The organism is Spirosoma fluviale (genome assembly GCF_900230225.1).
Classification (GTDB): Bacteria; Bacteroidota; Bacteroidia; order Cytophagales; family Spirosomataceae; genus Spirosoma; species Spirosoma fluviale.
Genome location: NZ_OCNH01000001.1, coordinates 2,371,836 through 2,384,915, shown reverse-complemented (window position 1 = coordinate 2,384,915; position 13,080 = coordinate 2,371,836). Strand labels below are relative to the sequence as shown.

Below are 13,080 nucleotides of genomic sequence, written 5' to 3'. Positions count from 1 at the left end.
TAGTACCGAGCGTCGCCGGGCCTACGGTCGGTACTACACAAAAAATAAATTTTCAACACTCGTAGGGGTATACCGTCTGCTAATTGTCATAGGGCCAACCAACTGTGTGTTCCGCGAAAAATGATAGCTTTACAGCCTCCTATCATCCAAAAGCCTTTCGTTGTGCTACCGAACGAGCAGGATATCCTTTCGGCCATTCGCGATGGCAATGAGCGTGCGTTCGAGTCTGTCTTTCGGCAGTACTACGCACCTCTTTGCCGCTATGCCCGGCAACTGGTGCCCGACCCCGACGAGGCCGAGGAGGAAGTGCAGGCTATGTTTTTGACCGTTTGGGAAAAGCGGGAGAACATAAGCATTGCCATTTCGCTGAAAGCTTATTTGTACCGGGCCGTACATAACCGATGCCTGAATCGAATCAAGCACGTTTCTGTTCGGGATGAGCACCGCGAGCATACCCGCTACCTGGGCGAAACGCTGGTGGAGTCGCCCATGCAGACGCTCCTGGGCCACGAACTGTCTGACCGGCTTCAGCGGGCCATTCAGAAATTACCCGAACAATGTCGGCTGGCGTTTACGTTAAGTCGGTTCGACGAGTTGAAATATGGGGAAATTGCCGATCAACTGGGTATTTCAATTAAAACCGTTGAAAACCAGATCGGGAAAGCCCTACGCATTTTACGTACTGAACTGAGTGAATATTTACCTGTTTTAATCCTGTGGCTACTAAGTCACCCTGAGCAATGGCCGATCAACAACCCATAGACGACGCCCTGCTGGGTAAGTTTCTGGCGGGCGAAACCGATCCAGCCGAATCGGCGCGGGTGAGGCAGTGGCTGGCCTCCACCGAGGATGGCCCCACACAACCCAGCCCCGACGATTTTACCCGGTTCGAACACATCTGGGATGCGGCAAAGCCAGACTCCACCGAAGTCGATACCGACGCAGCCTGGCGGTCCCTTCAGCAAAAGATGCGGGTGTCGGACCGAAATCCGGTCAGACGACAAGAGCCGGTTGTCAAACCGATGCCTGTCCCGCAACCGGAACAGCGTGTGTTCGGCGCAGCGTCGTTGTGGCGGATTGCTGCCCTGCTGACGCTGGTAGCGGGTATGGGCTGGCTGACGTTAAAACTCCGGTTCTACGGGCATCATCATCCAGCCGAAGGCATCGTGGTGCTAACCGCCAATGAGCAGCCAATCAGCAAGACTCTGCCCGATGGCACCCATATTTTACTGAACCGGCATTCGACGCTGCGGTACCCGACGGCTTTTGCGGAGGAACGCCGGGACGTTACCCTGACGGGTGAAGCTTTCTTCGAGGTGACTTCTGATTCCACCCGGCCGTTTCATATCGACGCCCGCAACAGTGTAGTTCAGGTGTTGGGCACTTCGTTTACCGTTCGGGCGTACGACGCCAATGTCAGCGTGGCCGTTCAGACGGGGAAGGTGCGGTTTTCGAGGGGGCGCAAAGCTGTTTTGCTGACGAAAAACCAACAAGCCACCTTTGAGGCTTCGGGCGATACCATTCGACGGCTACCGGCTTCCCCAAACGCGTTTGCGTATAAAACGGGGGTGCTGGTGTTCGAGAAAGAACCGCTGCGCGATGTTATTCAGGCCATCAATCAATATTACAATGCTGATGTTCAACTGGCCAATGCCAAACTCGGCAACTGCCTGCTAACGACCCGTTTCGAGAAAACGCCCCTGGAAACCGTGCTGAATGTGACCGCCGAAACGCTTGGTCTACAGCTGCGCTACGTGGGCAAACAGGTAATTTTAGACGGAAATGGCTGCCAGTGATAGGGGGAAACCGGCATACGGCTGTCATGAGGTAAAAAAAGAACCTTCTGATGAATTCGCTTCGATCTTGTCTCCTTTTGCTCTGTCTTCTTGCTCAATCGTACGCATTTGCCCAAGGCGTACCGCCACTCGAACGTCTGATTACGGTCGACATTCGAAACGCAACGCTTGAAAACGCCCTTCGTGAGATTAGCCGGGCCGGACGGTTTGAGTTTTCGTACAACCCCGCCCGCATCGACGGGAAAGCTGTGGTAACTGTCCGACTGACGAACGCGCCCGTTCGGGAGGTGCTGAACCGGGTCTTTCAAAGCCAGATGACGTTTAAGTCGCGGGGAAATTATGTCATTCTGGTTCGTACCGACGCGCCTGAATCAAGTCCGAAAAACTTTCTCCTCGACGGCTATATTCTGGACGAGCAAACCGGCGAACGAATTGCACAGGCCAGTATTTTCGAAAAAACGACCCTGGCCTCTACTGTCAGCAACCCCTTCGGCTACTACCGCCTTCGCTTGCCAACCGACCTCCCGGCGGTGCGGCTCGACGTTCGGAAGCAGGCTTACGTGGGCGAAACCGTCCTGATTCGCTCGCGGACTTCGCATTCCGTGAGTATCCGGATGACACCCGTTCCGCCCCGGCTGTCGCTGGAAACGCTGCCCATTCGGGTGTCGGAAGATACGACCCGGCCGGTGAATACACTGGCCGCCGTAACGGTCGACCTACCTGCTCCAGAACTGGATTCCACAGCGCAGACGCGGCCAAAATCCATCCTTGATAAAGGCCGCGATGGTATCACCCGGTTTTTCGTATCGGCCCAGCAATCCATCCACGATGTGAACCTGAGCCGGGATACCCTCTACCGCGACTGGCAGGTGTCGTTTTTGCCCTTTATCGGTACCAATCACCGCCTGAGCGGACGCATCAGCAACCGCATCTCGGTCAATGCCTTGATTGGGTATTCGTTCGGCGTTCGGGCCTTTGAAGTGGGTGGTTTGTTCAACCTTGTCCGGTCGGATGTGACTGGTTTTCAGGCGGGCGGCATTGGGAATATAGTAGGGGGCAACGTAAGTGGCGTGCAGCTTGGTGGCCTGTTTAATCTCAATGGGGGTATGGTACAGGGCGTACAGGCGGGCGGGTTATTCAACGTTAATGTGAAACAGGCGCAGGGTGTTCAACTAGGCGGTCTGTTCAATGCCAACGCCGGTGAGCTGACGAATATCGTTCAGGTTGGCGGGTTGTTCAACGTAGCGGGGAAGTCAGTAAAAGGGCTTCAACTGGCGGGAATTGCCAATTTAGCCGTGGGCGATGTTCAGGGCTGGCAGGTGAGCGGAATCGTCAACCGTGCACGGTCGGTGCAGGGCGGGCACCAAATTGGTCTGATCAACCTGGCCGATTCGGCAGGTAATATCCCGATTGGTCTGTTTAGCCATGTGCAGAAAGGGGGCTTCCGGCGGTTCGAAGTGGCCGCTACGGAAATCAATCTGCTCAACCTGACCTACCGAACGGGCGTTCGACGGTTCTACAATATTATTTCGGCAGGGTCTAATTTTGGGCGGGAGGGAAGTGCCGATCTGACGGCGGGCTATGGACTGGGTACGGGCTTCGTACTGTCGCGGTCGACCCTGTTCACGCTGGAAGGAACGCACCATCATCATTTCTACTTTAACCAACCAGACAATGGTGGCTGGAACAATCAGATTCGCCTGAGCACCCTCTTCGAAACAAAACTAAGCAGGCACCTGTCCCTCGCCTACGGACCATCGCTCAACTGGTATTTCAGTGGCGACGACACCACTCCACCCACCCGGCGGCCCAGCGTTCCGCTTTTCTCCAATGGCACGGATGCGTTCAGTACCAGCCGCCACTGGGGTTGGGTAGGTTTTCAGGTCGGGCTCCGGTTCGGAAATTCGTAAGAGCAGGGTAGTTTGCTACGACTATTTGTTACTTTCTTCTACCTTTTTATCGATGGGTATTACCGCCACATCCCGTTCCCGCTCGGTTTGTTCGACGTACACGGCATAGTCCGCCGGTTCGATTTTTATCCCGAAATGGTTGGCATACGCCTGGGTAAACTCCGCCCCGAAGTACAGAATAGCCGCTGTGTAGTAAATCCAGGTCAGGATCACGATGAGCGACCCGGCGGCCCCGTAGGCTGAACTGGTGCTGGTTGTTTCGATGTACAACCCAATCAGGTACCGGCCCAGCATGAAGAGCAAGGCCGTGAAAAAGGCACCCCATCGCACATCTTTCCAGGAAATCTTGGCATCGGGCAGCACTTTAAAAATGATGGCGAATAAAACGCTCACAACGGCCGTGCTGATCAGGAAATTAAAAGCACTGACCAGGTAAACGCCGATGCCGGGCAAATAGCGGGATAAGAAGTCGCTCATGGCCAGGATGATGCCATTGACGATCAGCGAAACCAGCAGTAGAAAGCCCAAACTAACGACTAGTGACGACGATAGAAGCCGGTCTTTAATGAGTTTTAGCCAGCCCCGTTTGGGTTTCGCTTTCACCCGCCAGATCATGTTGACGGAATCCTGTATTTCGACGAATATACTGGTAGCACCAATGACGAGTGTAAGGATACCAATGGCCAGCGCGGTATTTGTCTTCCCCGACAGACTCACGCTTTTGATCATGTCCTGAATCTGTTTGGCGGCTTCGTTGCCCACCAGTCCGTTTATTTGGGAGAAAATCTGCCCCTGAATGGCATCCTGCCCCAAAAAGATGCTCACTACCGAAATGATTAGTACCAATAATGGGGCCAGCGAAAAGACAGTGTAATACGCCAGTGCTGCGCTTAGCTTCAAACACCGGTCGTTCAGAAAACCATTGAAGGCGTCTCTGATAACAATCCAGGCGTTGGTAAAGAAGAGTTTAAGTGTGTTGGCGGTCATGGTCGTTGAGTGGTTTACATCGGCACCGATAGGCGTCACCCATACGGATAGACGGCTGGTGTCTACAGAAACAACCAGAATGCAGGGGAGTTGTTGGCTTTCCGGTTTCGGAAAAGCAGGTGGATTGATCATTCAGGATATTTTCCCATTCATTTAGATTTTCAAACAACCGACCTATACACGTGTTTCGACACTATATCTCGACTTACTTCAACTGCTATGAATCCTGCTGTAGAAACCTACCCGCCCGATGTGCGGCCCCCTTCCCTGCCTCCCGTTCACTCGGTAAAACTTACGGTCAACGGCAAAGACACCGAATTGCAAATCTCCCCCTGGACAACCCTGCTCGATGCGCTGCGGGAGTATATGGACCTGACCGGTACCAAAAAAGGTTGCGACCACGGCCAGTGCGGGGCCTGTACTGTGTTGATAAATGGTAAACGCATCAACTCCTGCCTCACGCTCGCCATTATGCAGGAAGGTGCCCAGATCACAACGATCGAAGGGATCGCGCCGACCGAAGGCAACGCAAGTCAGCTGCATCCCCTGCAAAAGGCGTTTATCGAGCACGATGCGTTTCAGTGTGGCTATTGCACACCCGGCCAGATCTGTTCGGCAGTAGGGCTGATGAACGAAGGCAAAGCAAAAACGACTGCCGATATTAAAGAGTTGATGAGCGGTAATATCTGCCGGTGTGGGGCCTACACGAACATCGTGGATGCCATTGAGGATGTTATGAACCAGAAAAACGCATGAATAGCTTCACCTACTTCCGAACGGATGCCGTAGATACCGCCGTACGCGAACGGGCATCGGAGCCAACTGCCAAATTCATTGCCGGGGGCACCAATCTCCTCGACCTGATGAAGGAAAATGTGGAGCATCCAACGCACCTGATCGACATTACCCGGCTGCCGCTGACCACCATTTCCGACAATGTAGATGGCGGTCTTCGTTTAGGGGCGCTTGTCACCAATGCCGATACGGCTTATAATGAGCAGGTTATTCAACGATACCCGTTGTTGTCGCAGGCAATTCTGGCGGGGGCATCGCCCCAGTTGCGGAACATGGCTACCGATGGCGGAAACCTGTTGCAACGCACCCGTTGCTACTATTTTTATGATACGGCCACGCCCTGCAACAAGCGCGAACCGGGTTCCGGTTGCTCAGCTCTTAACGGCTACAACCGAATTCATGCCATTCTGGGCGCGAGCAATCACTGCATCGCCACCCACCCATCCGACATGTGCGTGGCGCTGGCGGCTCTCGAAGCGGAAGTTCGGGTAACGGGCAGTAACGGCGAACGGACCATCCCATTTGCGGACTTTCATCGCTTACCCGGCGATACCCCCAACATCGACAACACCCTCGAACCCGGCGAACTGATCACCGCGATAGACCTCCCCGCCAGAGGATTTCCGGAATACTTCCAGTATCTGAAACTCCGCGACCGGGCCTCGTATGCCTTTGCGTTGGTGTCGGTGGCGGCTGCTCTGGAGATGGAAGGCGGAACGATCACCGCTGCCCGGATTGCCCTGGGCGGGGTAGCACACAAACCCTGGCGCAAGCCCGAAGCCGAAGCCGCGCTGGTCGGAAAACCCGCCAATAAGGAAAACTTCCAGGCCGCAGCCGAATTACTACTGGCTGGCGCACAGGGCTATGAACATAACGCATTTAAAATCGAACTGGCAAAACGCGTTATTGTGCGCGCATTGGGCCAGGCCGCTAAACTTGAACCAACCGCATGAGTACGCCACTAGTTACCAATACAATAGGAAAGCCCATTAACCGCGTCGACGGGGTCGAAAAAGTGACGGGCAAGGCCAAATATGCGGCCGAATTCAATGTGCCTGATCTGGCTTATGGCGTGGTGATCTCCAGCGCCATTACCAAAGGCAAGATAAAGTCGTTCGATGCCAGTGATGCCCTCAGTCTGGAGGGTGTGCTACAGGTGTTCACGCACGAAAACCGGCCCAAACTGGCCTGGTTCGACATCAGTTACAAAGATCAGGATGCTCCACCGGGGGCACCGTTCCGACCCCTGCATAATGCAACCATAAAATACAGCGGCCAGCCCATTGCGCTGGTCGTTGCAGAAACCTTCGAGTTGGCGCGCTATGCCGCCACGCTGGTACGGGTCGAGTACGAAGAACTTACGCACGAAACCGACCTGGAGGCTAACCTGCATAAAGCCCGAAAGCCCAAGCATGGCGTTGCGGATCTGTTAAAGCCACCGCCACCTAAGCCCCGTGGCGATTTTGACCGGGTTTATGCCGAAGATCCGAATAAAGTAGCCGGACGCTATGTGCATTCGGCCGAGCACCACAATCCGATGGAACTGTTTGCCACGACGGTGTCGTACGAGAAAAATGGCAAGCTGACCATTTATGACAAAACACAGGGCGTAACGAACAGCATCCTGTACGTGACCCAGGTGTTCAACATCCCATTCAGCGATGTTCGGGTACTTTCGCCGTACATGGGTGGTGGATTTGGTTCGGGGTTACGTCCGCAATACCAGCTATTCATGGCCGTGATGGCGGCTCGTGAACTGAAGCGTTCGGTACGGGTTTCGTTGACGCGCCAGCAGATGTTTACGTTTGGTCATCGCCCGGCCACCGTGCAGCAAGTGGCGCTTGGCGCTTTGGCTGATGGGTCCATGAACGCGCTTTATCACGATGCGATGAGCGAAACCTCGAAGTTTGAGGATTATACAGAAGTGGTCGTAAACTGGGGTGGCCAGCTTTACCCGCCCGAAAACGTTACGCTGGATTATAAACTGGTGCCGCTGGACGTATACAGTCCGCTCGATATGCGGGCGCCGGGGGGTGTAACGGGGATGTCGGCGCTGGAAGTGGCCATGGACGAACTGGCCTACAACCTAGGCATGGACCCGCTTCAGTTGCGGCTGAAAAATTATACCGATCACGATTACAATCAAAACAAGCCCTATTCCAGCAAGGAGTTACGGGAGTGTTACCGGCAGGGGGCCGAACGCTTTGGCTGGCCGAGCCGCAACATGGAACCGCGCTCCATGAAGAAAGACCATAACCTGATTGGCTGGGGAATGGCCACCGGCATGTGGGAGGCCAACCAGATGCCCGCCCGTGCCGAAGCCGTTCTGATGGTGAATGGAAAACTCCGGGTAAGCAGTGCTACCGCCGATATTGGTACGGGTACCTACACGATTATGACCCAGATTGCCGCCGATACACTTGGCCTGCCCATTAGCGATGTGTTGTTCAAATTAGGCGATACCGACATGCCGGTGGCCCCCATTTCGGGCGGTTCCTGGACGGCGGCTACCGTTGGGACGGCGGTACAGACTGTGTGTCAGGAAGTGGGGAAAAGCCTACTGAAGCTGGCGAAGAATATGCCCGATTCGCTTTTTAAGGGGGCAAAGTGGGAAGATATCACCTTCTCCGACAAGCACATGCGGCTCAAAAACGATCCGAACGTAGCGGTTTCTCTGCAAACGCTCGTTGATTTGAATGGTGGAAAAGCCGTTCGCGAAACATCGACCGGGCTGCCAAATGCACTGAAACAGAGAAATTTCTCGCGCGCTACGCACTCGGCTGTTTTCGTAGAGGTCATGGTCGACGAAGATCTTGGAACGGTTAAGGTAACCCGCGCCGTGACCGCCGTTGCGGGTGGCCGTATCCTGAACCCCAAAACGGCCCGCAGTCAGATTCTGGGCGGCATGGTCTGGGGTCTCAGCAAAGCCCTCGAAGAGGAGAGTGTTATGGATCACAACTTTGGTCGGTTTATGAATCATAACCTCGCCGAGTACCACGTAGCGGTCAACGCCGACATTCACGACCTCGATGTTATTTTCGTGGAAGAGCATGATGATGTTGTTAACCCGCTGGGTGTAAAGGGACTTGGTGAGATCGGTATTGTGGGCATGCCAGCCGCCATTGCCAACGCTATTTTCCACGCCACCGGTCGCCGGGTAAGGGATTTGCCGATCCGACTGGATGCGCTGTTGTAAATTCGTGGAGTATAAAAAAACAGATGGGACAAACGCCATATCTCCAACGATATGGTGTTTGTCCCATCCGCATTTTTATACCTTATTACGCCACTACTTTCCCGTCCAGAACCGGCCGTTTGTCTTTTGTTTTGTTCAGGATACTCAGGCTGCTTTGAAACTCAACCTGAACGCCCTCTTTACCAAACCGGCAGGTAACTTTATCATAATGGGCCGTTTCCGTGAAGCGCCACAGCATAGCGAAAGTCGTATCGTCCTGCCAGCCGCCACTGCCGGCCACTTTCCGGACATTACCACCCGGCACGACCGTTGGTGTCAGGGAAAGCGGGGCCACCGAAAACGTGGTCGTCCCGTCGCGCCAGCGACCCATGCCGCACAGCACCTGATGGTCGCCCTGCTCATCGTTCAGTTTGAAAATACAGCCATCCTTGCCAAATGTCAGTGAGACATTTTTTACGTGCGAGGCATTATCGGCAACAACAAACGTCTTTCCGCTGATCTGGCTGGCTACCGATGAACTTGCCTGAGAGGCAGCGGGGGGCAAGGTCAATGCCCCAAGCCTTTGCGTCAGTGCTGCCTGTTTGATTTTCTCGGCGGGCAGACCTGTACCCTGAAGGGCTGGCAATATGTGGTCCCAGACAGCATTGAGAATGCCCTGCATATCCCCCGTTTCGGACGTTATCGCAATAACAGCATCTTCTTTGGGCAGTACGATACAGTACTGACCGAAGGCCCCATCGCCCCGGTAAGCGTCGTGGCGGCACCGCCAGAACTGATAGCCATAGCCCTGTATCCAGTCGTTGACACTCGCATCCCCTTTACCGCCTTTCGATTGAACTTCCTTACTCGTCGCATCGGCAATCCACGCTTCGGAAATGAGCCGTTTGCCGTTCCAGACGCCTTTTTGCAAATAAAGCTGCCCGAATTTGGCAATATCTTCTGTACGCAGTCGCAGGCCCCAGCCACCGGTGTTGATGCCGTTCGGATCAACTTCCCAATCCTCGCCCTCGATACCCAACGGTCCGAACAGGCGCGGTTTCAGATATTCGACAACGGGTTGCCCCGTGAGTTTCTGCACGATAGCCGACAGCATGTACGTAGCACCGCTATTGTACACGAAGAATGTACCCGGTTTGTGTTCGACGGGCTGGGCCAGAAACGCTTTGATCCAGTTGGTATTGCCGCCTTCGCGCAGGGCAGGGGTTGAATCCTTGTCGTGCCCCGTGGACATGGTCAGCAGATCCTTCACCCGCATGGCGGCCAGATTTTCGCTCACCGTGGCGGGTAACTCCTTCGGAAAGAAGGAAACGACTTTATCCTCAACGGTCAGCCGTTTTTCGGCAACGGCCATGCCAATGGCGGACGATGTGAAACTCTTGCTGAGCGAATACAGCGTGTGCTTCAGCTGGGGTGCATACGGTGCCCACCACCCTTCGGCCACGACGTGGCCGCGCTTCAGCACCATCATGCTGTGTACATTGAGCTTGTTGGTTTCGATGGTGTTGACGAAATCCAGCAGGCCGCCCGGCGCAACACCTTGGGCTTCGGGTAGGCTGCGGGCCAGTTTGCCCGTTTTGGTGGGTAATGCCCAGCCCGTTTCGGGTAGGGTTGCGGCAACGGCCAGCCCGGCCGCACCGAAGCCAAGTTGCCGGAGAAAATCGCGTCGATTGAGGTTCATAGGTTTTCGCAGGAAATTATAGGAAACGTGACGTACGTCAGTAGGTACAACAAATGAAGTAAGGGCAAAAGAGGATGGATTGGTAGAATTACTATTCCCGATGGGGTAAATAAGCCGACTACCTTATATTCGTGGATTACTTACGAATGGCCCGTGTCATTCAGTCAATTTATGACCAAACGCTTCGCATTTATTTTCCGACTTGCCGCTTTAAGCTTGTGCATATTACCGTGTCTGTTTCTGCCTGTTTTCGGTCAGACGAAAGCCCCGGACCTCACCCCATATGAGCGCGATACCACCCAGACCGCCACGTATCCGCAGATCATTGAGTGGTACCAGAAGCTGGACCGGCAGTACGATCAGGCCAAATTGATCGAAATCGGCAAGACCGACATCGGGAAGCCCCTGCATCTGTTTCTGCTGGCGGCTGACAAACAGTTCACGTCCCGTCCAGATCGCGTTACGCTATTGATTAATAACGGTATACACCCCGGCGAACCGGAAGGAATTGATGCCTGCATGATGCTGGTGCGTAACCTGCTGAAAGCGAACAAACTCCCCAAAAATGTGCTCATCGCCATTGTGCCCGTTTACAACGTGGGCGGTAGTCTGAACCGGGGTGTGTCGCGGGTGAATCAGAACGGGCCAGCGTCCTACGGGTTTCGTGGCAATGCCCGTAACCTGAACCTCAACCGCGACTTTATCAAGGCCGAAGCCGAAAATACAAAAGCCTTCCAGGCGATGTTCCAGTCCCTGAAGCCACAGGTTTTTGTCGACAATCACACCAGCGACGGTGCCGATTACCAGCACGTGCTGACCTATTTTGCCACGCAGAAAGACAAACTGAACCCGACGGTTTCGGGCTATATGACGACGCGCTTCCAGCCGGAGCTGGATAAGTTGCTCATCGCCAAAGGGTTTCCGCCCGCGCCGTACGTGAATCATGCCGGGGATACGCCCGAAAGCGGTTTGGTCGGGTATAACGATACGCCCCGCTATTCGACCGGGTACGCGGCCTTGTTCAACTGCTTCGGATTTACCTTGGAAACTCACATGTGGAAACCCTTTCCGGCGCGGGTCGAGGCATCGTATGTGTTCGACGAGGCCGTCATCCGCTTGTGTGAGCGTGAGGCCCAGACCATCCTGGCGAATCAAAAGCAGGCTAATGAAGCCGTTCGAACCCAGAAATCATTTGTGTTGAATACAAAGCTGGACCGAAGTAAAACGGATTCGGTAACGTTTCTGGGCTATGCCGCTGCCTACAAACCCAGCGATGTATCGGGACTGAAACGACTTTATTATGATCGGTCAAAGCCGTTTACCAAGCGCGTTCCGTACTGGAACACGTTCTCGGTCGAAACGAAGGTGGATAAGCCCCACAGCTATGTCATTCCGCAGGCGTGGCAGGAGGTTATCGGCGAACTAAAACGGAATGGCGTCCAGCTGCAAACCCTGTCCAAAGATACCCTGATGACTGTTTCGGCCTATTACATTATGGACTATAAAAGCCCCCAGCGACCATACGAAGGGCATTTTATTCACTCGGGTGTGAAGGTTCGGACAGAAATGCAGCCCATTCAATTTTACAAAGGCGATTACCTGGTTCAAACCGATCAGCCCACCAATCGGTACATCGTCGAAACGCTGGAGCCGCAGGGTGTCGACTCCTTTTTTGCCTGGAATTTTTTCGACAGCACCCTCGATCAGAAAGAGTATTTTTCGAACTACATCTTCGAAGACACAGCCGCCGAACTGGTAAAAAACGACCCGTCATTGCGCAAACAACTGGACGAAAAACGAGCTACGGATAAAGCCTTTGCCGAGAGCGCCAATGCCCAACTGGACTTCATTTACCAGCGAACGCCTTATTACGAAAAAACGCACAATCGCTACCCGGTTTACCGGCTTAATTAATTTACCATCATGTACGTACTGCGTTTCCTTCTGGTAATCCTCCTGCTGGTGCCCTACTCCTTAGCCGCGCAAAACAAGGTTCGTGCCAATACGACTGAATCAGCGGACGCGACGCTTATTCGGGCCTTGCGAAAACAGTCCAACCTCGCCATCGAACACCGTGACATTAGCGGCTTCGGCGAAACCATGATGCCGGAGATCGACGTCACGCGGGGGAGCGGGTCGCACGTATCGGGCCGGGATTCGGTACTGGCTTCGGTGGCGGTGCAGTTCAAAGACCCTGATTTTCTGGGGTATGTGCGTATGCCGGATAGCATACAGGTCAGCACGTCCAATCCACTGGCGGCCGAGCACGGGCACTGGACCGGGCGATTCAAACGCCCCGACGGCATTCAACTTATAACGGGAACCTATCTGTCGATGTGGCGTAAAACCGGGCAGGGCTGGAAAATCCGGTCTGAGCTGTTCGTGAGTTTGACGTGTACCGGGAGCGCGGCTTGTGGGAAGTGAAAATAGAATTGGTTTGACCGGGTGGGTCTCTGAACTTAATGCTTGCTATGGCAACCCGGTTCTTCGTTGAATAGGCTTATCAGATTTAAGTACTTGTCCTCCATTGCCTAGGGGCGGGTTTGCGGGATTCGAATAATAAATTGTCTTGGCGCGTCGAATGAGTTTCAGCGCAGCAGCCAGCCGTTCCTGTGGCGTTTTAGCCCACCAGTATTCCTTATCGTACGCCGGAATGTCGTTGATATTGCTGGATTTTCGGATGATAGACATAAGCAATAAAAATAGTGAAAGAATCTA

At 54.1% G+C, this 13,080-nt stretch carries 11 protein-coding genes; 8 read left to right on the top strand and 3 right to left on the bottom strand.

Translation table 11 applies throughout. The features are described 5' to 3' along the window. Positions 1-120: 120 nt before the first annotated feature. The 3 genes from CRO74_RS09880 (at position 121) to CRO74_RS09870 (ending at position 3,706) form a co-directional block, all read left to right on the top strand. Positions 121-762: an RNA polymerase sigma-70 factor gene (locus tag CRO74_RS09880; protein ID WP_097125778.1), complete on the top strand. Its 642-nt coding sequence runs from the start codon at positions 121-123 to the stop codon at positions 760-762. Continuing rightward, positions 741-1,796 carry a FecR family protein gene (locus CRO74_RS09875; RefSeq protein ID WP_097125777.1) on the top strand — a complete coding sequence of 352 codons (1,056 nt, stop codon included), beginning with the start codon at positions 741-743 and terminating at the stop codon, positions 1,794-1,796. The genes CRO74_RS09880 and CRO74_RS09875 overlap by 22 nt, the downstream gene beginning before the upstream one ends. A gap of 77 nt (positions 1,797-1,873) precedes the next feature. Then, complete coding sequence (locus CRO74_RS09870) at positions 1,874-3,706, top strand: STN and carboxypeptidase regulatory-like domain-containing protein (RefSeq protein ID WP_245877795.1); 1,833 nt, start codon at positions 1,874-1,876, stop codon at positions 3,704-3,706. A 21-nt stretch (positions 3,707-3,727) separates the two neighbouring features. Here the strand turns inward: CRO74_RS09870 and CRO74_RS09865 are convergent, their stop codons facing one another. Next, positions 3,728-4,693, bottom strand: coding sequence for a YihY/virulence factor BrkB family protein (locus CRO74_RS09865; protein ID WP_097126084.1), 966 nt, complete (start codon positions 4,691-4,693; stop codon positions 3,728-3,730). A 219-nt stretch (positions 4,694-4,912) separates the two neighbouring features. Here CRO74_RS09865 and CRO74_RS09860 point away from each other — a divergent pair, with 219 nt between their 5' ends. Genes CRO74_RS09860 through CRO74_RS09850 form a run of 3 tightly spaced genes read left to right on the top strand, consistent with a single transcriptional unit; the run spans position 4,913 to position 8,684 of the window. Beyond that, the gene (locus tag CRO74_RS09860; RefSeq protein ID WP_179830156.1) at positions 4,913-5,449 is read left to right on the top strand and encodes a (2Fe-2S)-binding protein; all 537 of its coding nucleotides are present in this window, start codon (positions 4,913-4,915) and stop codon (positions 5,447-5,449) included. After that, entirely contained in the window at positions 5,446-6,441 is a 996-nt protein-coding gene (locus CRO74_RS09855) for an FAD binding domain-containing protein (protein WP_097125775.1), read from the top strand. The genes CRO74_RS09860 and CRO74_RS09855 overlap by 4 nt, the downstream gene beginning before the upstream one ends. Beyond that, positions 6,438-8,684: a xanthine dehydrogenase family protein molybdopterin-binding subunit gene (locus CRO74_RS09850; protein WP_097125774.1), complete on the top strand. Its 2,247-nt coding sequence runs from the start codon at positions 6,438-6,440 to the stop codon at positions 8,682-8,684. The genes CRO74_RS09855 and CRO74_RS09850 overlap by 4 nt, the downstream gene beginning before the upstream one ends. 85 nt (positions 8,685-8,769) lie before the next feature. Here the strand turns inward: CRO74_RS09850 and CRO74_RS09845 are convergent, their stop codons facing one another. Beyond that, the gene (locus tag CRO74_RS09845; RefSeq protein WP_097125773.1) at positions 8,770-10,362 is read right to left on the bottom strand and encodes a serine hydrolase domain-containing protein; all 1,593 of its coding nucleotides are present in this window, start codon (positions 10,360-10,362) and stop codon (positions 8,770-8,772) included. A gap of 171 nt (positions 10,363-10,533) precedes the next feature. Here CRO74_RS09845 and CRO74_RS09840 point away from each other — a divergent pair, with 171 nt between their 5' ends. Then, positions 10,534-12,276: a M14 family metallopeptidase gene (locus CRO74_RS09840; protein WP_097125772.1), complete on the top strand. Its 1,743-nt coding sequence runs from the start codon at positions 10,534-10,536 to the stop codon at positions 12,274-12,276. 9 nt (positions 12,277-12,285) lie between these two features. Further along, a complete protein-coding gene (locus tag CRO74_RS09835) occupies positions 12,286-12,786 on the top strand; it encodes a YybH family protein (RefSeq protein WP_179830155.1) in 501 nt (166 codons plus the stop codon). A 45-nt stretch (positions 12,787-12,831) separates the two neighbouring features. Here the strand turns inward: CRO74_RS09835 and CRO74_RS09830 are convergent, their stop codons facing one another. Beyond that, positions 12,832-13,053, bottom strand: coding sequence for a hypothetical protein (locus CRO74_RS09830; protein ID WP_097125770.1), 222 nt, complete (start codon positions 13,051-13,053; stop codon positions 12,832-12,834). Positions 13,054-13,080: the final 27 nt, after the last annotated feature.

Coding starts and splice junctions, on each gene's coding strand:
- CRO74_RS09830 (WP_097125770.1), bottom strand. CDS start 13,053: ATGTCTATCATCCGAAAATCCAGCAATATCAACGACATTCCGGCGTAC.
- CRO74_RS09865 (WP_097126084.1), bottom strand. CDS start 4,693: ATGACCGCCAACACACTTAAACTCTTCTTTACCAACGCCTGGATTGTT.
- CRO74_RS09855 (WP_097125775.1), top strand. CDS start 5,446: ATGAATAGCTTCACCTACTTCCGAACGGATGCCGTAGATACCGCCGTA.
- CRO74_RS09875 (WP_097125777.1), top strand. CDS start 741: ATGGCCGATCAACAACCCATAGACGACGCCCTGCTGGGTAAGTTTCTG.
- CRO74_RS09850 (WP_097125774.1), top strand. CDS start 6,438: ATGAGTACGCCACTAGTTACCAATACAATAGGAAAGCCCATTAACCGC.
- CRO74_RS09840 (WP_097125772.1), top strand. CDS start 10,534: ATGACCAAACGCTTCGCATTTATTTTCCGACTTGCCGCTTTAAGCTTG.
- CRO74_RS09860 (WP_179830156.1), top strand. CDS start 4,913: ATGAATCCTGCTGTAGAAACCTACCCGCCCGATGTGCGGCCCCCTTCC.
- CRO74_RS09880 (WP_097125778.1), top strand. CDS start 121: ATGATAGCTTTACAGCCTCCTATCATCCAAAAGCCTTTCGTTGTGCTA.
- CRO74_RS09845 (WP_097125773.1), bottom strand. CDS start 10,362: ATGAACCTCAATCGACGCGATTTTCTCCGGCAACTTGGCTTCGGTGCG.
- CRO74_RS09835 (WP_179830155.1), top strand. CDS start 12,286: ATGTACGTACTGCGTTTCCTTCTGGTAATCCTCCTGCTGGTGCCCTAC.